Source organism: Klebsiella grimontii, from assembly GCF_900200035.1.
In the GTDB taxonomy this organism is placed as follows: domain Bacteria; phylum Pseudomonadota; class Gammaproteobacteria; order Enterobacterales; family Enterobacteriaceae; genus Klebsiella; species Klebsiella grimontii.
In genome coordinates this window covers 113,405-132,743 of the sequence record NZ_FZTC01000015.1, presented here as the reverse complement: position 1 = coordinate 132,743, position 19,339 = coordinate 113,405, and the positions used below count along the sequence as shown (strand labels likewise).

At 57.0% G+C, this 19,339-nt stretch carries 19 protein-coding genes and 1 pseudogene; 12 read left to right on the top strand and 8 right to left on the bottom strand.

What is annotated here, in order from left to right:
- Positions 1-2: 2 nt before the first annotated feature.
- From KOSB73_RS08255 to KOSB73_RS08240, 4 genes are read left to right on the top strand one after another with little or no spacing between them, the layout of a single operon-like run.
- The gene (locus KOSB73_RS08255) at positions 3-902 is read left to right on the top strand and encodes a branched-chain amino acid ABC transporter permease (RefSeq protein ID WP_004129493.1); all 900 of its coding nucleotides are present in this window, start codon (positions 3-5) and stop codon (positions 900-902) included.
- Positions 902-1,951 carry a branched-chain amino acid ABC transporter permease gene (locus tag KOSB73_RS08250; RefSeq protein WP_004133743.1) on the top strand — a complete coding sequence of 350 codons (1,050 nt, stop codon included), beginning with the start codon at positions 902-904 and terminating at the stop codon, positions 1,949-1,951. Before KOSB73_RS08255 ends, KOSB73_RS08250 begins: the two co-directional genes overlap by 1 nt.
- Complete coding sequence (locus KOSB73_RS08245) at positions 1,938-2,720, top strand: ABC transporter ATP-binding protein (protein ID WP_024359093.1); 783 nt, start codon at positions 1,938-1,940, stop codon at positions 2,718-2,720. Before KOSB73_RS08250 ends, KOSB73_RS08245 begins: the two co-directional genes overlap by 14 nt.
- Complete coding sequence (locus KOSB73_RS08240; RefSeq protein WP_004129484.1) at positions 2,713-3,408, top strand: ABC transporter ATP-binding protein; 696 nt, start codon at positions 2,713-2,715, stop codon at positions 3,406-3,408. Before KOSB73_RS08245 ends, KOSB73_RS08240 begins: the two co-directional genes overlap by 8 nt.
- A 107-nt stretch (positions 3,409-3,515) precedes the next feature.
- Here KOSB73_RS08240 and KOSB73_RS08235 read toward each other — a convergent pair whose 3' ends face one another.
- Entirely contained in the window at positions 3,516-3,698 is a 183-nt protein-coding gene (locus KOSB73_RS08235) for a hypothetical protein (RefSeq protein WP_004129481.1), read from the bottom strand.
- A 313-nt stretch (positions 3,699-4,011) separates the two neighbouring features.
- On the opposite strand from KOSB73_RS08235, the gene KOSB73_RS08225 reads away from it, so the two are divergent.
- The 4 genes from KOSB73_RS08225 to KOSB73_RS08210 are packed head-to-tail and all read left to right on the top strand — an operon-like array spanning position 4,012 to position 7,075.
- Positions 4,012-4,821, top strand: a complete 810-nt coding sequence (locus KOSB73_RS08225; RefSeq protein ID WP_004133747.1) for an ABC transporter substrate-binding protein — start codon at positions 4,012-4,014, stop codon at positions 4,819-4,821.
- Between the two features lie 13 nt (positions 4,822-4,834).
- Complete coding sequence (locus KOSB73_RS08220; RefSeq protein ID WP_004133749.1) at positions 4,835-5,653, top strand: amino acid ABC transporter ATP-binding protein; 819 nt, start codon at positions 4,835-4,837, stop codon at positions 5,651-5,653.
- Positions 5,650-6,402: an amino acid ABC transporter permease gene (locus KOSB73_RS08215; protein ID WP_004133751.1), complete on the top strand. Its 753-nt coding sequence runs from the start codon at positions 5,650-5,652 to the stop codon at positions 6,400-6,402. The genes KOSB73_RS08220 and KOSB73_RS08215 overlap by 4 nt, the downstream gene beginning before the upstream one ends.
- A complete protein-coding gene (locus tag KOSB73_RS08210) occupies positions 6,392-7,075 on the top strand; it encodes an amino acid ABC transporter permease (RefSeq protein WP_049087351.1) in 684 nt (227 codons plus the stop codon). Before KOSB73_RS08215 ends, KOSB73_RS08210 begins: the two co-directional genes overlap by 11 nt.
- Before the next feature lie 27 nt (positions 7,076-7,102).
- Here the strand turns inward: KOSB73_RS08210 and KOSB73_RS08205 are convergent, their stop codons facing one another.
- The 6 genes from KOSB73_RS08205 to ecpR form a co-directional block, all read right to left on the bottom strand.
- A complete protein-coding gene (locus tag KOSB73_RS08205) occupies positions 7,103-7,807 on the bottom strand; it encodes a fimbria/pilus periplasmic chaperone (RefSeq protein WP_049087350.1) in 705 nt (234 codons plus the stop codon).
- On the bottom strand, positions 7,776-9,389 hold the full coding sequence (ecpD, locus tag KOSB73_RS08200; protein ID WP_223226924.1) for a fimbrial adhesin EcpD: 1,614 nt from the start codon (positions 9,387-9,389) through the stop codon (positions 7,776-7,778). The genes KOSB73_RS08205 and ecpD overlap by 32 nt, the downstream gene beginning before the upstream one ends.
- A 19-nt stretch (positions 9,390-9,408) precedes the next feature.
- Entirely contained in the window at positions 9,409-11,934 is a 2,526-nt protein-coding gene (locus tag KOSB73_RS08195; RefSeq protein WP_024359098.1) for a fimbrial biogenesis outer membrane usher protein, read from the bottom strand.
- A 25-nt stretch (positions 11,935-11,959) separates the two neighbouring features.
- Positions 11,960-12,628 (bottom strand): EcpB family pilus assembly chaperone, encoded by a 669-nt coding sequence (locus tag KOSB73_RS08190; RefSeq protein ID WP_004133761.1) that lies wholly within the window; start codon positions 12,626-12,628, stop codon positions 11,960-11,962.
- Between the two features lie 60 nt (positions 12,629-12,688).
- Complete coding sequence (ecpA, locus tag KOSB73_RS08185) at positions 12,689-13,276, bottom strand: common pilus major fimbrillin subunit EcpA (protein WP_004133763.1); 588 nt, start codon at positions 13,274-13,276, stop codon at positions 12,689-12,691.
- Between the two features lie 152 nt (positions 13,277-13,428).
- Positions 13,429-13,971 carry an ECP biosynthesis operon DNA-binding transcriptional regulator EcpR gene (gene ecpR, locus KOSB73_RS08180; RefSeq protein ID WP_004133765.1) on the bottom strand — a complete coding sequence of 181 codons (543 nt, stop codon included), beginning with the start codon at positions 13,969-13,971 and terminating at the stop codon, positions 13,429-13,431.
- A gap of 926 nt (positions 13,972-14,897) precedes the next feature.
- Here ecpR and phnC point away from each other — a divergent pair.
- The 4 genes from phnC to phnE (KOSB73_RS08160) all read left to right on the top strand — a co-directional run bounded on the left by phnC (position 14,898) and on the right by phnE (KOSB73_RS08160) (position 18,525).
- Entirely contained in the window at positions 14,898-15,740 is an 843-nt protein-coding gene (gene phnC, locus KOSB73_RS08175; RefSeq protein WP_024359099.1) for a phosphonate ABC transporter ATP-binding protein, read from the top strand.
- Between the two features lie 23 nt (positions 15,741-15,763).
- On the top strand, positions 15,764-16,705 hold the full coding sequence (phnD, locus tag KOSB73_RS08170) for a phosphonate ABC transporter substrate-binding protein (RefSeq protein WP_029669800.1): 942 nt from the start codon (positions 15,764-15,766) through the stop codon (positions 16,703-16,705).
- Between the two features lie 69 nt (positions 16,706-16,774).
- A complete protein-coding gene (phnE, locus tag KOSB73_RS08165; protein ID WP_004132516.1) occupies positions 16,775-17,647 on the top strand; it encodes a phosphonate ABC transporter, permease protein PhnE in 873 nt (290 codons plus the stop codon).
- Positions 17,644-18,525, top strand: coding sequence for a phosphonate ABC transporter, permease protein PhnE (gene phnE / locus KOSB73_RS08160; RefSeq protein ID WP_004132520.1), 882 nt, complete (start codon positions 17,644-17,646; stop codon positions 18,523-18,525). Before phnE (KOSB73_RS08165) ends, phnE (KOSB73_RS08160) begins: the two co-directional genes overlap by 4 nt.
- Positions 18,526-18,669: 144 nt before the next feature.
- On the opposite strand, the pseudogene KOSB73_RS08155 reads toward phnE (KOSB73_RS08160), so the two are convergent.
- Positions 18,670-19,332: pseudogene (locus KOSB73_RS08155) on the bottom strand (HAD family hydrolase).
- Positions 19,333-19,339: the final 7 nt, after the last annotated feature.

Genomic DNA, 19,339 nt, shown 5'->3' with positions numbered 1-19,339 from the left:
AGATGGATGGTGCCATTTTTCTCCAGCAAGTGGTCAATGGAATGAGCCTTGGGGGCATGTACGCCCTGATTGCCATCGGTTATACGATGGTTTATGGGGTGCTGCGCCTGATCAACTTCGCCCATGCGGACGTGATGATGGTCGGGGCGTTTACCACCCTGTTTTTGTTTTCTTCCATTGGGCTACCCTTCGGGGTAGCCGTTTTCCTGACCCTCGCGCTGTGCGGCCTGTTCGGGATGCTGATCGACCGGGTAGCCTATCGCCCGCTGCGCCAGGCCTCCAAAATCTCGATGCTGATCACCGCCATCGGCGTCAGCTTCTTCCTCGAAAACCTGTTCAACGTGCTGTTTGGCGGCAGCTCGCGCTTCTTTTCCGCACCGGACTTTTTCAATAACACCCGCGCCTTTGGCGACGTGATTATCACCAACGTGGCGTGGATCGTGCCGCTGATTACCGTCCTGCTGCTGCTGGCGATCCTCTGGCTGCTGTACCGTACCCGCTACGGGATGGCGATCCGCGCGGTGGCCTTCGACGTCAATACCGTGCGCCTGATGGGCATCGACGCCAACCGCATTATCTCGCTGGTGTTCGCCCTCGGCAGCAGCCTCGCGGCGCTGGGCGGGGTGTTCTACTCCATCAGCTACCCCACCATCGACCCGCTGATGGGGGTACTGATTGGCCTGAAGGCGTTCGCCGCCGCGGTACTCGGCGGGATCGGCAGCGTCACCGGCGCGGTACTCGGCGGCTTTATTCTCGGCTTTACCGAAGTGGTGGCGGTCGCCCTCTTTCCCGAGCTGGGCGGCTACAAAGACGCCTTTGCCTTTATGTTCTTGATTCTGGTCCTCTTGTTCCGCCCGGTTGGCATTATGGGCGATGAACGTCTGGAAAGGAGCCGTTTCTGATGCTCAACGCTACGACTACCGCCGGGGCGCAGCTGCGCAACCTGGTCATTATTGTTCTCTGCGTCGCGCTGCTGGCCGGGATCAACGTCGTCTTCAACGACTACATTATTCGCGTCATCAGCACTATTTTTGTCTTTATGATCCTCGCGGTCAGCTACAACCTGATCAACGGCGTGACCGGGCAGCTGTCGCTGGAGCCCAACGGCTTTGTGGCGGTCGGCGCTTACGTCACCGCCCTGCTGATCCTCTCCAGCGACAGCAAGCTGGATATGTTTGAGATGGCCGCGCCCAGCCCGTGGATCCTCGTGCTGCACGCCGGTTTCCTGCCCGCCTTGCTGATTAGCGGCCTGTGCGCGGCGGCGCTGGCGGTGTGCCTGGCTCTGCCGGTCTTCCGCGTGCGCGGCGACTACCTGGCGATTGTGACCCTCGGCTTCGGCTTTATCATTAAAATCCTCGCTATCAACAACCCGCAGATCACCAACGGCGCGATTGGCCTCAACGACATCCCGCAGCAGCCGCACCTGCTGTTCTGGTGCGGACTGTTCGCCCTGCTGGCGACCGGGATGATTCTGCAGCTGGTGTGGTCGAAGTACGGGCGAATGATGAAGGCGGTGCGCGACGACGAAGACGCCGCTATCGCCATGGGGGTGAACACGTTTCGCATTAAAACCTGCGCCTTCGCCACCAGCGCCTTCTTCGAAGGGATCGGCGGCGGCCTGCTGGCCTCGCTGCTGACCACCATCTCGCCGGGCCTGTTCGACTTTATGCTCACCTTCCAGCTGCTGATTATTATCGTGCTCGGCGGCCTGGGCAGCACTACCGGCGCGCTGCTCGGCACCGTGCTGGTGGTCGGCAGCGGCGAGTGGCTGCGCTTTCTCGACCAGCCGCTCCAGTTCTTCGGTCACGATCTGGGCGCGTATCCGGGGCTGCGAATGGTGGTGTTCTCGCTGCTGCTGCTGATCATCATGCTGTTCGCCCGCGAAGGTCTGCTGGGCAAAAAAGAGATTTGGCAAGTGGGCAAAAGGGGCCGCGGCTATGGCGCAAAATAAGGTCATTTTAGAGGTACAGGACGTGACCATGCAGTTCGGCGGCCTGCGGGCCATCGACAGCGTCAGTTTCCACGTCGACGAGGCGGAAATTTTTGGCCTGATTGGCCCTAACGGCGCGGGCAAAACCACGATGTTTAACGTGATTACCGCCAACTATAAACCGACCAGCGGCAGCGTGACCCTGGCGGGAAAATCGCTAAAAGGGCTGAAGCCGAACCGGGTGGTCAACGCCGGGATCGCCCGCACCTTTCAGAATATCCGCCTGTTTAACTCGATGACGGTATTAGAAAACGTGATGGTCGGCCTCGACAGCGCCAGCCGCTATTCGCTGCTGGAAGCGGCGCTGCATATTGGCCGCTACTTCCCCGCCGAGCGGGCGGCAAAGGCCAAAGCGATGGCGATTCTGGACGATATCGGCATCGCCCATTTCGCCGACGTGCAGGCCACCAACCTCAGCTACGGCAACCAGCGCAAGGTGGAGATCGCCCGCGCGCTGGCGACGTCGCCAAAATTACTGCTGCTCGACGAACCCGCCGCCGGAATGAACCCGAAAGAAACGGAAGATCTGGCGGATCTGATCTTCCGCATGCGCAACGACTACCGGCTCAGCGTGCTGCTGATCGAGCACGATATGCCATTCGTCAACAAGCTGTGCGAGCGGGTGATGGTGCTGGAGTACGGCAAACCGCTGTTCAGCGGCCTGATGTCCGAAGCCATTCAGGATCCGGACGTGATTTCCGCCTACCTGGGGGACGTTCGTTATGCTTAGCGCGCGCGAGTTAAAAGTGTTTTACGGCGTGATTCAGGGGCTGAAAGGGGTGGACATTGATATTCACGACCGGGAGATTGTGACCCTTATCGGCAGTAACGGCGCGGGGAAAACCTCCACCCTCAACGGGATCGTCAACCTGGTGCGTTCCACCGGGCGGGTCAATTTTCTCAACGAGGATATTTCCCGCAGCCAGACGCATCAGATTGTGCGTAAGGGGCTGGCGCTGGTGCCCGAGGGGCGACGCATCTTCACCAACCTGACCATCGAAGAAAACCTGCGCATGGGGGCCTACAACAACCTCGCCGGCTTTCCCCGCCTGCGCGATCGCATGTACAGTCTGTTTCCCCGGCTGAAAGAGCGGCGTACCCAGATGGCGGGGACCATGAGCGGCGGCGAGCAGCAGATGCTGGCGATCGCCAGAGCGTTGATGAGCGAGCCGGTACTGCTGATGCTCGATGAGCCAAGCCTCGGACTGGCGCCGAAAATTGTCGGTGAGCTGTTCGCAACGATTAAGCAGCTGCGGGAGGAGAATATTACCGTGCTGCTGGTGGAGCAAAACGCCACGGCGGCGTTGACCATCGCCGATCGCGCCTATGTGCTGGAGAATGGGAAGATTATGCTCTCTGGCCCGGCGGCGGAGGTGCTGGCGAATCCGGAGATTAAGCGGATGTATCTTGGGGGATAAAGCTGTTCAGGGCTGCGGCATCGCTTCCTGCGTCGCCGCAACCGCAAACAGCCTCGCGCTACACAAAGCACACCTCGTTCCAGTAGGCTTCACGCGTCCTGCGCCGCTCAGTATGTTTTATCATGGCGAAACCACCTTGTTTCTACGTTGCCAAGCTCAATTCCGTAGAGACTGGCGACCGGTAATATCGCCTCCATAATGCGTTGGGTATCCTGCTGCCCGGCTTCTCCGCCAGATCCAGATAAAGAAGCCAGCCAGCCCGTTATGCGTTGCCACAGCGCCACTTTCATTTTTCTCCTCCGTCGGGAAGCGTTTTTGCCTCGGTCTATTTCAACCACAGTTGACGGCGGGCAGGAAATATCAATTCCGGATTTGTAATTCTGTGGGATGCATATTAAGGGGGAGAGGATCTTCCCGGAGGCGGTGCTGCGCACCTGTCCGGGCTACTTTCCCCAGTTTGGTAGCCCCATGCGGGTAAACAATATCCACAGTTTTGTTAAGTTCTTTTTCGTTATAGATAAGAACTTTTTCTTCTTTGCCGCCGACGGGCGATTTGTGGGAGCGTGATAAACACAAAACAAAACAGGGATTCAGGGGAAAACTATGCGCATTGCAAAAACAAAAATCGCGCTGGCGCTGGGCATGCTGGTGCTCGCCGCGCAGGCTCAGGCCGATCAATTAGCCGATATCAAAGCCGCCGGGGTGGTCAAAGTCGCCACCTTCGACGCCAACCCGCCGTTCGGCTCGGTAGACCCAAAAACGCATAAAATCGTCGGCTACGACGTGGACTTCGCCGAAGCGCTGGCGAAATCTCTCGGCGTTAAGCTGGAGCTGGTCGCCACCAACCCGGCCAACCGTATTCCGCTGCTGCAGTCCGGTAAGGCCGACCTGATCGTCGCCGATATCACCATCACCCCGGAGCGCGCCCAGGTGATTGATTTCTCAACGCCTTACTTCGTGACCGGCCAGCAGTTCCTCGTCCCGGCGAAATCCCCGGATAAGCTTGATGATTACAGCAAAGCGCGCATCGGCGCGGTAAAAGGCACTACCGGCGAACAGGCGCTGCATCAGCGTTTCCCGCAATCGCGCGTACTCTCTTATGACGACATTCCGCTGGCGCTGACCGCCCTGCGCAACGGCAACGTGCAGGCCATTACCCAGGACAGCACCATCCTCGCCGGACTGCTGGCGGAAGCGCCCGACAAGGCCAACTTCAAAATCATCCCCGACCTGCTGAGTAAAGAAGAGATTGGCGTCGGCGTGAAGAAAGGCGAACCGACCCTGCTGAAAGCGGTAAATGACGAGCTGGTCAAGCTGGAAAAATCCGGTGAAGCGGCAAAAATTTACGACGTCTGGTTTGGCCCGAGCACCAAAACCCCGCAGCCGCGCGCCTTTACTATCGAAGCTAAATAAGCAGAAAAAGATTATGTTATCGGCTCTATTTTCACGCTCCGCGGCATCGTCCGCGGATTTTTCGCATCTGCAGCGCGCCAGCATTGAGTTCCGCGATGTCGCCAAAAGCTACGGCGATCATCGGGTGCTGAACGGCGTAAATTTACAGGTTGAACCCGGCGAAGTGGTGGCGATCCTCGGCCCTTCGGGATCGGGCAAATCCACCCTGATCCGCCTGATCAACCAGCTGGAATCCCTCAGCGGCGGCGAGATTTTGATCGACGGTAAACCGACGCGCCAGCTTACCGGCAGCGCCCTGCGCCAGCTGCGCAGCCGGGTCGGCTTCGTCTTTCAGCAGTTTAATCTCTACGCCCACCTGACGGCGCAGGAGAATATCACCCTCGCGCTGGAACGCGTCCACGGCTGGGGCAAAAGCGCCGCCCGCGAGCGCTCGCTGGCGCTGCTCAGCCAGGTTGGCCTCGCGGATAAAGCCGGGCAGATGCCCGCCCAGCTCTCCGGCGGCCAGCAGCAGCGGGTGGCGATCGCCCGCGCCCTCGCCTCCTCGCCGCAGATTATTCTGTTTGATGAACCTACGTCGGCGCTGGACCCAGAGATGATCGGCGAAGTGCTGCAGGTGATGAAAACCCTCGCCCACAGCGGGATCACCATGGTGGTCGTGACCCACGAAATGCAGTTCGCCCGCGAAATTGCCGATCGGGTGGTGTTTATCGACGGCGGCGATATTCTCGAAGTCGCGCCGCCGGCCGAGTTTTTCGCCCGACCGCAGCACGCCCGCACCCGCCGTTTCCTGCAGAAGGTGCTCGACCCGCTGCACCAGGAGAGTGAGGCGTGATCCCGCATCTTGACTGGCATGGCGTGCTGAGCGGGCAGCCGCTGCAGTGGATAATCTCCGGCTTTCTCACCACCGTCTGGGTGAGCGTCGCCGGGATGATTCTGGCGACCGTGCTGGCTATCCTGCTGCTGGCGCTGCGTCTCGGCGGCGGCCGGCCCGGACGCTGGCTGGTGGCGGCCTGGGTATCGCTGTTCCGCAATACGCCGCTGCTGGTGCAGCTGCTGTTCTGGTATTTTGCCGCCTGGAATCTGCTGCCGCTGGGGGCGCGCGATTTTATTAACGACGACCACAGCTGGTCGATTCTGCCGGGCAACGTCTGGTGGCTGACGCCGGAGTTTCTCTGCTCCATGTGGGGGCTTGGGGTCTTTACTTCGGCGTTTCTGATCGAAGAGATCGCCTCCGGGCTGCGCGCCGTTAGCCACGGTCAGCGGGAAGCGGCGCTGTCGCAGGGGTTTACCCCCTGGCAGGAACTGCGCCACATTCTGCTGCCGCAGGGGCTGGCAAACGCCTGGCAGCCGATTATCGGCCAGTATCTGAATCTGATGAAGCTCTCTTCGCTGGCGAGCGGCATCGGCTTCGCCGAACTCACCTACCAGGTACGGCAAATCGAGAGCTACAACGCGCATGCGCTGGAGGCGTTTGCCGTCGGCACCGCGCTGTATCTGGCGCTTGGGGTGGTGATGGGCGTGGCGCTGACGCGTCTCGGCCCGGGAAGAAATCAGCAAAGGAGAGCCGGGTATGAACGCTAATCTGGCGGTGATCGTTGATAACCTCGATTATCTGCTGTGGGGACGGCTGGCGGACGGTATTCCCGGCGGCGTGGTGCTGACGCTGCTGATGGCGATCGGCGCCGCCGCGCTGGCTTTGCCGGGCGGGGTCCTGCTGGCGGGGATCGCCTGGCGCTACGACGGGATCGTGCGGCGGCTGCTCTTCCTGTGGGCGGAGGTTATTCGCGGCATCCCGCTGATCTTCGTGATTTTCTGGCTGTGGTATCTGCTGCCCATGCTCACCGGCAGCGATCTGCCGGGCGCGGTCACCGTCACGGTGGCGCTGGCGTGGTTTACCGCCGCGTCGGTGATGCATTCGGTGCTGGCGGGCCTGCAATCGCTTCCCGGCGGGCAATACGAAGCGGCGCTGACCCAGGGTTTTACCCCCGGACAGACGCTGCGCCTGATCCTGCTGCCCCAGGCCCTGCGTAACGTTCAGCCCTCGTTGGTAGGAATATTGATCGGCCTGCTCAAAGACACGTCGCTGGCGTTTATCGTCAACGTACCGGAATTGACCACCGTTGCCGGCCAGGTCAATAACCGAGTGCAGATATACCCTCTGGCGATATTTGTCTTTACCGGCGCGGTTTATTATCTACTGTGCTGCGGCCTGAGCCTGCTGGCGAACCGTCGCTATGCCGGTCGTGCGGCTTAGCGACGAAGTGCGAAAAAAGCTGCCCGGTTACTTCACCGGGCAGTCTTTGGTCATCTTAATAAATTTATCGTTATAGATTATGTAGTGGTTCCCTGGTTGGCGCAGCGAAGCCTGGCGAACAACGTCCCCGGGCCGTAAATACCATGCGTCTCCTTCCTCTTCCGTCGTATCACACCCGGGCTTGATCAGCAGCTTAAACCAGGTATTCCCGGTATTGCTGACGGTACCCGCCGCACGATCGTAGGCCCACTTGAACTGCACCTCGCGCGGGCGAACAACGAGAATTGTGTCCATCACTACCACCGGATCCATACTCACTTCCGTCCCGCTTTGATTACGCATCACGTAATTGCGGGTGGGTATTTCACGGAACGACACCCGGTAATAGCGCTCACGGTTATCTTTCGGGCCGTGGTAGTAAAACTTAAAATATTCGCTCTCCCCCGCCTGAAGGGTGAGCTGGCGCGGGGCAAACAACAGCTCGCCGTCCGCCGGACGGGAGCGCACCTCTTTGCCGCCGGGGCGGTCGATAGCGACAATAGAGACCCGATACAATCTGGCGCTTTTATTGTTATTAATCACCCGTTTAGACGCAAAATCATCTTCCGCCGCCATCGAGAAAGTTAAATTACCGACCGAGATGGCCTGCGCCGCGGTCGCCAGTCCGAGCGACAGCAGGCAGATAAGCATCCGCAGCAAATTAGTTAATGTTACGCCACGTCGCCTGAACATGAATTTCTCCTGAAGCACTCACTTCACCAAACCAGCCGTTATCTTCCACCGTGCGCAACGATATCGGGTTATCCATCGGAATGGAAAACTTCACCGTCGTTTTGTCCATCTGCCCGACGTCGCCGGAAATATCCGTCCACGGCGTGGTTAACCACAGGGCATCGGTCATATCATGCCAGGTATCATCACATCCGGCGTCATACGTTTTGATAGCCCCGGTCTGGGTGGTAAACGCCAGGGTCGCCGGGAACGGCACTCTCGACGTACCGTCCGGTGAAGTGAAAATACAGTATGAACGTCCGCCGATCGCCTGCGTTGGTCCCTTCACTTTGATAAGCACTTCATCGGCGGCGGTCTTACCGCTGGTGGTGACAATATAGCCGAAGTCCAGCGACGGTTCGCCGCTGCCCACGTAGCCCTCACGCGTCGGCGTTGAGATATACTCATCGGAAATAATGCTGATGCTGAAGTCACGCGGTTTAATGATCAGCGTGTTGGACGTCGAAAACTCATACCAGCCTGACTCCGGCGAGGTGGTGTTATAGAAACGGAAATTAAACAGGTCCTTAGTGTTCACGTCGCTGATGCCCAGCGTCACCATCTGCTTAAAAAAGTTGCTTGAGAAGAAAACATACACTGAATCTGATGATTTCATCTCGTTAAACGTATAGTACTGAGCGATGCCGCTTACTGGCTTCCATGAGTTACCGTCGAGGCTGAACTGCATATCGTAGCTTCCCACCGCGGAAGCCAGCGCCGAGTTGCTGATCGCCGGGAAAATATGAATTGAGGTATTACTCAGGCCATTATGCTGCAAATTGTAGTTCACCATTTTGCAGCTCAGACCGGAACGCGTGCCAATCGTCTGCGTGCGGCAGTCGGCGTTGCCTTCACCCAGCGTCGGAACCCCGTCGCTGTTGATAAAGACTTCCGCCAGCGCATGGGTATTAATTAACCGCAGATTGGCCGCTTTAGTATGGGTGACATTACGTACGTACCAGTAACCTGAGGCCTGGTCTTTGCAGCGTGCGCCGCTGCTGGCGTCATAGCTCACCGACGTCATGCAGGAGTTGATGGTCATTGAGAAGCTGCTGCCCACCGACATCTGCTGCAGATACTGGTAAAAAGAGTCGGACATCATGCCGTGCATCCACTTTTGCCCGCCGGGTGTTACCGTTGCGCCGTAGAAGCCGCTGGCATCGCTGGTTTGCGGCTGGATCAGGCTGGTCGCCATATCGCAGCCCGCATACCAGTTGATGCAGCGCAGGCCGCTCAAAGGATGGGAAGCCGGCGAGTTATCCAGCCACATATCGAAGAACCAGTTAGCGTACAGGCCGGTGTTATAGCCATTGTCGATATAGCCGAGGCTCTGCTGATAAATGGTGCCCGAGCCGTTATATTTCAGCCCGGTCCAGCGATTAGCCCCGGTCATCCGCGGGTCCAGCGCGCCGCCTGGGGTGACGAAGAAGTTATCGTCCGAGTTGTTTTCCACAAAAACAAACTGCATGGCCGCCGCATCGGGCCAGGTGGTTTTGTTTACCGCAGCGTTGACCCGCGTCACGCACAGCGCCGCCGTTAACATGATTAAACATGCCAGCCATTTAGCTTTCATTACCTTCTCCTGTCTGCTGCACGCGGGCATAAGTGGAGAGGCCGCTGCAGACCACATCGCCCACCCACACCGCGCCGCGCGCCTGGCTCAGCTCCAGCGCCACTTCGCAGCTCTGGTTTTTACCGTAACTGAAATCGATGGTGGGATACTTTTTATCCACGTCCATCACAAACTCACCGTTCTCATCGGTGCGGGTACGACCGATGTGGTTATTAATCCGCGCGTTGGCCAGCAGCGTGCCGTCTTCCGCGCGAATCCGCCCGGAGACCGTGACCATCTGCTTCACTTCCGGCTCAATCACCGCCACGTTCCCCGGATAAAGGGTCAGTTGGCTCTTGCGCCCGGTCACGATGTCGTAGCTATCGAGCGAATTTTTGCTGTTCTGCAGCTCCACTTCATAGCGGTTGTACGGCGACAGCGGCAGGTAATTACGGTTGCCGGAGAGCTGCACAATACGGCCGTTCACCTTAGCGCTCAGCTTGCCGTCGTCTTCAAGACCGGTTTTGAAAATCACCCCGGCATTACCGTCGGTGCGGCCGCTGGCGGCGATATTTTTCCCCTGCCAGCCCACGCTGCCGTTGGCAGTCAGGTTGGTATTCACATAGCCATCCACGCCGCTATTCACATTCAGCGTACCGGTGGAGTAGCGGGTATCAAACTGGGCATACGCGCCGCCGCTGAGGGTTTTGTCATCGCCGGTGTCGCCGGAAATCGCCCGTGAAACGTTGGCGCCGATGGTGCGAATGCTGCCTTCATCAAACTGTTTACGCGCCGACAGGTTGGCCATGGTGTAGCCGTTCTGGTGCGTCATGCCGGCGCTGAACCAGTTGCCGAGCGGCAGCGAGAAGTCGAGCGCAATATATTTCCCGGTGCTGGCGCTGCTGTCGCCGTTATTAAAGCGCTGCAGGCCCGCGCGCAGGCCCAGCGATCCCCACGAGCCGGTATAAAGCGTCTGATAGTAGTCCGCCGTGTAGTAGTGGCTGTTATAGCGGCGGTCGTCATTATAGCTGATGCTGAACGTGCCCAGCTTTGACCATAATGAATTGAGATTCAGCGTGCCGCCGATAGCCCGGTTATCGGCATTGCTGCGGCGTATTCTGTCGCCAATCTGCGTTTTTTCCTGGTTGACCCATACCGAGCTGAAGCCGCCGGGGAGCGTGGCGCTGATGCTGCCGATGCTGCTCCAGGAGCTGTCGCTGGCCAGCATATTCTGCAGATTCACGCTAATGGATTCGGTCAGCGGCAGCGTCAGGCGCGTCTCGGCAACGGCATTGTTGTCATAGCCGTAGCCGGTCGCCGCCCAGCTTAAGGTGCTGAGCGACCCGGAGGCCGAGGCGCCCGCCAGCCAGCTGTCTTTTGCCGGCAGCGTCTTTTTACCGCTTTCGGACCAGCGGTCCATATGGAAGCTGCCGCCCCAGAACTGCCAGGCCAGCGGCGCGCCGGCGCCGCGTCCGCGGCTGAACAATTTATTGACCCGCTGGGTACGCTTGCTGACCACCCGGCCGTTCACAATCACTTCAACATCGACATCATAAATCCCATACGGCAGGCCGCGGGTGTCCACTTCGTGGTTACCCATGGCAAAGTTCTGCACGCTCATCAGGCGCCCGTCGCGGGTCAGATGGACCTCCCCGGCGGCGGGTAAAAAGGCGACCACCGGCGTGGCCGACTGGCTGTTATCGAATACCGTCGAACTGGCCTGGTTGCCCCAGGAAGCGCCGTAGATCTTCCCCGCCGAAACGGCGGTCATCGGGCCAAGGGACTGTAGATTCCAGGTATCCAGCATCCCGCCCGCAAAACGGTGACCGGCAAAGTCGCGCTCATACATCGCTTTATAGACTTCGCTGTCCTGATTGCCGGAGCCAATACCGTACAGCGAGCCGTCGAGCACCAGGTGGTGCTCGCGCAGCGCGGTGACGTTGTTCAACGACAGATAGCTGGAGGTATTATTGCCGCCGTTGCGCATCTGGTTGTTATAGACCCCGAGGTTATAGTTCAGGGTGCTGCTGAGGGTGTTGACGCTGGACTGGCCGATATCTTCGCTGCGCGAACGCAGCACCGTACCCAGCGCCTCCTTCTTCACCACCAGCTGCAGCAGCAGCTGGCGCAGGCTGAGCTGTAGCTGCGCATCATCTGTGAGGCTAATATTGAGTTCTTTGCTGAAAGCTTCATTGGCCAGCGCGGTGAGCTGTTTGCGGGTCTGTTCGCTGACGGTGGCGTTATTATCGTTTTCTTCCAGCTGAATTTGCCGTACGCGCAACACGCCGTTATCCAGCCAGATAAAGGCATTGCCGATCCGCTGATCGTCCTGGGTACCGGTGCTGCCTTTAAGGTGAATAAACAGAGGAATGCTCATTCCGTCCTGCAGCGCCTGGCTGAAGGCCTGGGGGATAATCACGCCGCCGATTTGCTGTACTTTGTCGGAGGCGGCAGTGACGCTAAATGGAACCAGCAAAATGACCATGCCGGAGGCAAAGAGTGTTTTTAATCCTGGAGCGATCCCTGGTTGAGCCATAATGTTGATCCGTCATAAGAAATGTCTATTTCACGGGAACAAACTGCTCGCCCTGCCAGAGCGCGACCCGTCCTTTTTTGTCCGCAACGTTCACGCGCGTGAAGCGACGCTCTTTACCCGGCATCAGGAAGTAATTTTCCTTGCACTCTTTACCGTCAGCCGGCTTCAGACACGGGCCGTAGGCAAGAATGCGCAACGTCGCGTTACCGGTATTGACCAGCGTGCCGTTGGCGTACTGATAGCGGAAGTTTGCTTTTCTTGGCGCCACCACCAGGATAGTGCCGATGCGTGCCGAGGCCGTGGCGACCGCGCTGCGGGTCGAGCCATTGCGCTGGGCATCGCTGAGCGCCTGATCGAACCAGACGATACGGTAATAGCGCTCTTTATCGTCCGCCGGGCCTTTGTAGAAAAAGCGGATCACGTCGCTGGCTTTCGCGGGCAGCAGCAGACTGGCCGGGGTCAGTAAAATCTCGTCCTGCTTATCCATCGGGATGACCTTGCCGCCATCCAGCGGCGAAGAGAGGCGTTCCATATGGATGTTAATTAAGCGACCGCTGTCGGTCGTGTTCTTGATCTCTTTACTCAGCGTGCTGCTTTCGCTGTTCATAAATGAAGAGATATCGCCCACATCCAGCGCCAGGGCTGGCGTCATTGTGCTGAGCAACAGGCTGATGGCCAGAATGTGTTTTTTCATATGAATTCAGTCCGTGAAATAAGGCAGGGGGAATACCCCCTGCCTGGTGCTACGAGAGGATCAGCTGGTCCAGGTCGCGTCGAACTGTACGCTGACGTCACCGCTCCAGATACCTTCCGGCAGGGCGCTGTAGTCAGTGACAGCCGTAGAGCCATTGGTCGTGCCGCTGATGATGGAGAACGTGAAGCCGTCCTGAGCGGTAGTACGACCCGCAACGTTATAGCCGTTAGACAGCGCGCTGAGGTTGCCGCCCAGGATGCCCGCCGCGGTGTCGATCATGGTGGTGTCAGCCGTTTTTTCGACCGCAGCGCCGTTGTAGTCAACGCCCACGCTCAGGGTGGAACCAGAGGTATCCAGCTGAGTCAGGGTGTTGGTGATCAGACGAGAGGTCAGTTTGAATGCGGTCGCGGTGGCGTCACCTTCGATAGCCACATCAAACAGGCCTTTCTGTGAGTTAAAGCCTTTAATCCCTTCGGCATACTGGAAAGCCAGGCTGCCCAGCGGAGTCACCACCAGCTTGCTGGTAGTGTCTTTTTTGGCGGTTGCGGACCAGGTAGCGACTGCCTGAGCAGTAACGTCAGCTGCCTGAGCGACACCCATACCGGCAAACGCGGTTACCAGAGCAATTGCAAGAACCTTTTTTTTCATAGCTTTTTCATCCTGAGTTTATTAAGGGACCTGATGTCCCACGTCTGTGTGCATTTCCCGCCATAGTTCAGGCCGCATAATGTTTATTGCGGCGAAAATTATTTTGGGGTTACGACCTGGTGCACAATTTTAAAATTAACATCTATTACTAATTACAGCGCGAGCTTATATATCTTTGAATACAGTTTCGCCTCGGCATTTCGCCGATGGGTATAAACCGTTTTCACACTACAATTTTCAATTTTGGCGATAGATTTTGGATGCATTCCCTGCGCCGTCATACGAATTATCTTCATTTCCCTGTTGGTAATTTTGTCTTTCTTTATATCTTTGCGTAGAAAACGACCATTAATAACGTATGCCAGCTCCTGACGAATATCTTTCGTTAAGTCGACATAAACCACGCCACGAATAGAGCCATTGTAATACCAGTAATTGGCCAGCGCTTCCGAGCGCCTTGCGGCAATTAATACAATTTGTTTGCCTTTCATTTCAGCTAGCCACTCATTATCGCGGCGGATAAAATAGTTCAGCGAACTGGCGCTAAGATTAATAAATACAAATTCCCGGCGTACCTTTTCAAGTGACAGGTAAATTAAGTTATCGATATCAATAATTAGCTCAGCGAGTCCTTTAAGAAAATAACTGTCATGCGCTGGCCAGATGCACTGATCCAAAGAATATTTATAATCCATATAAAGTTAAACCCCATAGTCCTGGAAATCTTGAACGTATCACAACACTGCTGATAGCCCAGGCCTGCAAAGTCTAAGTCAGCAAATTCCCTCTTTAATATATTCAACCCAAAACTCAAAATAGTATTGCTTGAGACAAAGAACGCTAAATGACTTGCTTGTTTCTTGTGTTATCAAATTTAGGATTTTTCGCTATGTGTGTCAATAAGTGCTCTGAGGGCTAATTACCGAACAGGTCAATTTAAGCCAAAACAATAAAAATAAGAATATTGAGTTAAAAACAAAAAGCATTTATTTTCATAGGGTTATTGTGACTGCGTACGGGGATTCTTAAGTGAATATTATATGTTCCAGGATCTTAGCCATTATCAGTTAAGACTATTCTTAACGAGGGTTTCATTCGAAAATGCAAAAAAGTCAAACAAAGTCAAAAAATAAGAATATAATGCCAATAATCAACACAAAGTCAGTGGTTAATTCCATTAACTGGCGTAAATAATGAAATTACACGCCGCACAAAAGGCCTGGTCGCCGACTAAAAATTTATCGAGGTCAATCGTAATCAAGCACGAAAAGATTAACTATTCGGTTAAACCGACTCAGCATGAAGCCTGGCACGAACATCCTGAATGATGCCTCTGCGCCCAAGGCGGTAAATTTCCCCCGCTAATGTCGCATACAACGCCTTATCTTTATCAGAGGAAATACGTATCATTATTAATCTCATTGCCAAAGCGTATTAAAGGTAGCAGACCCTGCGCGAATTCCCGCTTGTGGATACAAAAGTGTGAGCCCTGTCGGGCTTTTTCGCCACCCACTACCCCAACTCTTGCGTCCGTTCACTATTTGTTCGTCTTACTGTCATCCGGCAGTCATATAAAACACCATTAATAGTGCCCAGTTGACTGACGAACCTGGACGCATTTATGAACAGTTCTCTGGCTGCGGTTGCAGAAACCGAGTTTCAACCGTTTACGCCCCCCTATACCGACCGGCAACGCAAGGTCCTGAGCGTACGTAACCTGAGCAAATCCTGGAACGCGCAGCAAACCGTCCTGGATAGCATCAGTTTCGATCTTCATGCGGGCGAACTGGTTGGCGTGATTGGCCGTTCCGGCGCCGGTAAATCGACGCTTCTGCACCTTCTGAACGGCACCCATAGCGCCAGCGGCGGCGAGATCCTGAGCTTCCCGGAAGTGGGGACGCCGCAGGACGTATCAAAGCTGTCAGGCCGCGCGTTAAACGCCTGGCGCAGCCGGTGCGGCATGATCTTTCAGGATTTCTGTCTGGTCCCGCGCCTCGACGTTTTGACCAACGTGCTGCTGGGGCGCCTGAGCCAGACTTCCACCCTGAAATCCTTATTCAAAGTCTTCCCCGACGCCGACCGCGCCCGCGCGATCTCCCTGCTGGAGTGGATGAATATGCTGCCGCAGGCGCTACAGCGGGCGGAAAACCTCTCCGGCGGCCAGATGCAGCGCGTGGCCATTTGCCGGGCATTAATGCAAAACCCCGGTATTTTGCTGGCCGATGAACCGGTCGCGTCTCTTGACCCGAAAAATACGCAGCGAATTATGAATGTCCTGCGCGAAATTAGCGAACAGGGCATCAGCGTAATGGTAAACCTGCATTCGGTGGAGCTGGTGCGTGAATATTGCACGCGGGTTATCGGCGTGGCCAAAGGCCAGATTATTTTTGACGACCATCCCACGCAGCTGAATCAGGAAATTCTGCACCGGCTGTACGGCGATGAAATTAGCCAATTGCATTAAATTTCACTCACACGGGCAAAATAATGAAAAAGTACATCACTGGCGCAGTTCGTTTATCCGCAGCGGTTGCAGGCATTATGATGGCGTGGCAGGCAGGCGCTGCTGAACAACCGAAGGAATTAAATCTGGGCATCCTTGGCGGTCAGAACGCAACGCAGCAAATTGGTGATAACCAGTGCGTTAAACAGTTTCTCGATAAAGAACTCAACGTCGATACGAAGTTGCGTAACTCGTCCGACTACTCCGGCGTGATTCAGGGATTGCTGGGCGGAAAAGTTGACGTCGTATTAAGCATGTCGCCGTCGTCGTACGCTTCGGTTTATATTAACAATCCTAAGGCCGTCGATATTGTCGGGATTGCCGTAGATGATAAAGACCAGTCCCGCGGCTACCACTCGGTGGTGATTGTCAAAGCCGATAGTCCGTATAAAAAGTTAGAAGATCTGAAGGGCAAAGCCTTTGGCTTCGCCGACCCGGACTCCACTTCCGGCTTTTTAATTCCGAACCACGCCTTTAAACAGCAGTTCGGCGGCACCTCGGATAACAAATATAATAACTTCTTCTCCAGCGTGACCTTCTCCGGCGGCCACGAGCAGGACATTCTGGGGGTGCTGAACGGCCAGTTTGCCGGCGCGGTGACCTGGACCTCCATGGTCGGCGACTATAACAGCGGCTACAGCGTCGGCGCCTTTAACCGCCTGATTCGCATGGATCACCCGGATTTGATGAAGCAAATTCGCATTATCTGGCAATCGCCGCTGATCCCGAACGGTCCGATCCTCGTCAGCAATGCCCTGCCGGCGGACTTTAAGGCCAAAGTCGTTACCGCGATTAAAAAGCTCGATACTGACGATCACGCCTGCTTTATCAAGGCGATGGGCGGTACTCAGCATATCGGCCCGGGCAGCGTGGCTGATTTTCAGCAGATCATCGATATGAAACGCGAGCTGGTTAGCGCGCGTTAATCCCGCCCCTGACGCCGCCGCCCGCGGGCTATCGCGGGCAGCGGCGACTCGTTGAAGACACCGCGACGCATGAATAACACCCATACCGAATTCGAACGCTATTACCAGCAGGTCCGCTCGCGACAAAAGCGCGATACCTTGAGCGGATCCCTGCTGCTGCTGGCGCTCTATTTTGCCGCCGGCAGCATGGCCGAGTTTAATCTCTTTACTATCTGGCACTCGCTGCCCAACTTTTTCGACTACATGTTTGAGACGCTGCCGACGCTGCGCGTCGCCGACCTGTTTGCCGATTCGCATACCAAAGGTTCGCTGGCTTACTGGGGCTATCGTCTGCCGATACAGCTGCCGCTGATCTGGGAGACGCTGCAGCTGGCGCTGGCGTCCACGCTGGTGGCGGTGGCGATAGCCACCCTGCTGGGGTTCGTTGCCGCCAGCAACGCCTGGTCCCCTGCCCCGCTGCGGGTTGCCGTCCGCGTGCTGGTGGCTTTTCTGCGCACCATGCCGGAGCTGGCGTGGGCGGTCATTTTCGTGATGGCTTTTGGTATCGGGGCGATACCGGGCTTTCTGGCATTGATGCTGCACACCATCGGCAGCCTGACCAAGCTGTTCTATGAAGCGGTGGAGAGCGCCCAGGATAAACCGGTGCGCGGCCTGGCCGCCTGCGGCGCGTCGCATCTGCAGCGTATTCGCTTTGCCCTGTGGCCGCAGGTGAAACCTATTTTTCTCTCCTACGGCTTTATGCGGCTCGAAATTAACTTCCGCTCCTCAACGATCCTCGGGCTGGTGGGCGCGGGCGGCATCGGCCAGGAGCTGATGACCAACATCAAACTGGATCGTTACGATCAGGTCAGCATCACGCTGCTGCTGATTATTATCGTGGTATCGCTGCTGGATATGCTGTCCGGCCGCCTGCGGCAGTGGGTTCTGGAGGGAAAAAAATGAATCAGTGGCAAAAACAACCGGATATCGCCGCCAGCCGCCGCCAGCATCGGCATTTATATCAGGCCCAGGGGCGCTATCTGCGCTATGTCGGCCTGCTGGCGCTGGCCAGCGTGCTCTATTATGTCTGGTTCTTTATGCAGTTCGGCATCAGCGGCGGGCAGCTCGCCGCCGGGCTGCAGCAAATCAGCCGCTATCTACTGCGGATGTTCGTCTGGCACGACTTTTTCAACTGGCCGTTTCGCTATTACTTCACGCAAATCGCCATTACCCTGGCGATTGTTTTCGCCGGGACGCTTACCGCGACGGTCATCGCCCTGCTGCTCTCGTTTCTCGCGGCGCGCAACATTATGCGCGGCGTTGTTCCGGGGCTCATCGCCCTGCTGATGCGCCGCCTGTTCGACGTGCTGCGCGGCATCGATATGGCTATCTGGGGGCTGATTTTTGTCCGCGCCGTTGGGCTCGGGCCGCTGGCCGGGGTGCTGGCGATTATCATGCAGGATACCGGGCTGCTGGGCCGTCTGTATGCCGAGGGGCATGAGGCGGTTGACCGTTCGCCGGGACGCGGCCTGACGGCGGTGGGGGCGAACGGTTTGCAGAAACATCGCTTCAGCATTTTTACCCAGTCCTTTCCGACGTTTCTGGCGCTCAGCCTGTATCAGATTGAATCGAATACCCGTTCCGCTGCGGTACTCGGTTTTGTCGGCGCGGGGGGTATCGGCCTGATTTATGCGGAAAATATGCGCCTGTGGAACTGGGACGTGGTGATGTTTATTACCCTGCTGCTGGTGGCGGTGGTGATGGCGATGGATACGCTGTCCGCCTGGCTGCGCCGCCGCTATATCGGCGGCAGCGCGGTGCCGCTGTTTAAAGCTGGTTAGTTTTTTCCCGGGTCGCGCTGCGCTTCCCCGGGGGGCCTGATATCGCGACATTCCCGGAGGCGGCGCAATGCGCCTGTCCGGGCTACCCAAACTGCACGAAAAAGTAGCCCGGGTAAGGCGTTTACGCCGCCACCCGGGGGAAAATCACAGCCGCCACGCCAGCACCGGCCACCGGTGCTGCGCGTTCGCCGCCGCCAGCTGCGGGCAGGGATTAACCAGCCGTACGCGATCGGCGCGCAGGCACAGCGGCAGATCGTTAATCTAATCGGTGTAGAAGGTTATCTCACCCGAATAGTCGGGATGGGCCGCCAGCCACAGCTCAAGGCGCACGACTTTCCCCTGCTGATAGCTCGGCGTACCGGCAATCACGCCGCTATAGCCGCCGTCGGCCATCACGACGTCAATGCCCAGCGCCTGCTCGATGCCCAGCTCCGCCGCAACCGCCTGTACCAGCAGGCTGACCGACGCCGAGATCACCAGCATCTGCTCGCCTTTCGCCTGTAAAGTCCGAATCAAATCCCACGCCTGCGGATACACGCGCGGCATAACCTCTTCGCGTACGCAGCGCGCCAGCAGCGCGTCCACATCCCGCTTTGCCACGCCAATCAGCGGCGCCTGGATCAGGGCCACGTAATCGGCGATATTCATTTCGCCGCGGTCGTAGTCCTCCATCAGCCGCGCTTCCCGCGCCAGGTAATCGGGATCGTTTACCCAGCCCTCACGCACCATAAAGCGGCTCCACAGCGTACTGCTGTCTCCCTTAATTAACGTATTATCCAGATCGAAAATGGTCAGCGTTTTACCCATCGTTTAT

Excerpts from the sequence above, each read along its gene's own strand:
- KOSB73_RS08220 (WP_004133749.1), top strand. The coding sequence starts at position 4,835 with ATGTTATCGGCTCTATTTTCACGCTCCGCGGCATCGTCCGCGGATTTT.
- phnD (WP_029669800.1), top strand. The coding sequence starts at position 15,764 with ATGAAAAAGTACATCACTGGCGCAGTTCGTTTATCCGCAGCGGTTGCA.
- KOSB73_RS08235 (WP_004129481.1), bottom strand. The coding sequence starts at position 3,698 with ATGAAAGTGGCGCTGTGGCAACGCATAACGGGCTGGCTGGCTTCTTTA.
- phnE (WP_004132516.1), top strand. The coding sequence starts at position 16,775 with ATGAATAACACCCATACCGAATTCGAACGCTATTACCAGCAGGTCCGC.
- KOSB73_RS08190 (WP_004133761.1), bottom strand. The coding sequence starts at position 12,628 with ATGAAAAAACACATTCTGGCCATCAGCCTGTTGCTCAGCACAATGACG.
- KOSB73_RS08240 (WP_004129484.1), top strand. The coding sequence starts at position 2,713 with ATGCTTAGCGCGCGCGAGTTAAAAGTGTTTTACGGCGTGATTCAGGGG.
- ecpR (WP_004133765.1), bottom strand. The coding sequence starts at position 13,971 with ATGGATTATAAATATTCTTTGGATCAGTGCATCTGGCCAGCGCATGAC.
- phnC (WP_024359099.1), top strand. The coding sequence starts at position 14,898 with ATGAACAGTTCTCTGGCTGCGGTTGCAGAAACCGAGTTTCAACCGTTT.
- KOSB73_RS08195 (WP_024359098.1), bottom strand. The coding sequence starts at position 11,934 with ATGGCTCAACCAGGGATCGCTCCAGGATTAAAAACACTCTTTGCCTCC.
- KOSB73_RS08210 (WP_049087351.1), top strand. The coding sequence starts at position 6,392 with ATGAACGCTAATCTGGCGGTGATCGTTGATAACCTCGATTATCTGCTG.
- ecpA (WP_004133763.1), bottom strand. The coding sequence starts at position 13,276 with ATGAAAAAAAAGGTTCTTGCAATTGCTCTGGTAACCGCGTTTGCCGGT.
- ecpD (WP_223226924.1), bottom strand. The coding sequence starts at position 9,389 with ATGTTAACGGCGGCGCTGTGCGTGACGCGGGTCAACGCTGCGGTAAAC.
- phnE (WP_004132520.1), top strand. The coding sequence starts at position 17,644 with ATGAATCAGTGGCAAAAACAACCGGATATCGCCGCCAGCCGCCGCCAG.
- KOSB73_RS08245 (WP_024359093.1), top strand. The coding sequence starts at position 1,938 with ATGGCGCAAAATAAGGTCATTTTAGAGGTACAGGACGTGACCATGCAG.
- KOSB73_RS08205 (WP_049087350.1), bottom strand. The coding sequence starts at position 7,807 with ATGTTCAGGCGACGTGGCGTAACATTAACTAATTTGCTGCGGATGCTT.
- KOSB73_RS08225 (WP_004133747.1), top strand. The coding sequence starts at position 4,012 with ATGCGCATTGCAAAAACAAAAATCGCGCTGGCGCTGGGCATGCTGGTG.
- KOSB73_RS08255 (WP_004129493.1), top strand. The coding sequence starts at position 3 with ATGGATGGTGCCATTTTTCTCCAGCAAGTGGTCAATGGAATGAGCCTT.
- KOSB73_RS08250 (WP_004133743.1), top strand. The coding sequence starts at position 902 with ATGCTCAACGCTACGACTACCGCCGGGGCGCAGCTGCGCAACCTGGTC.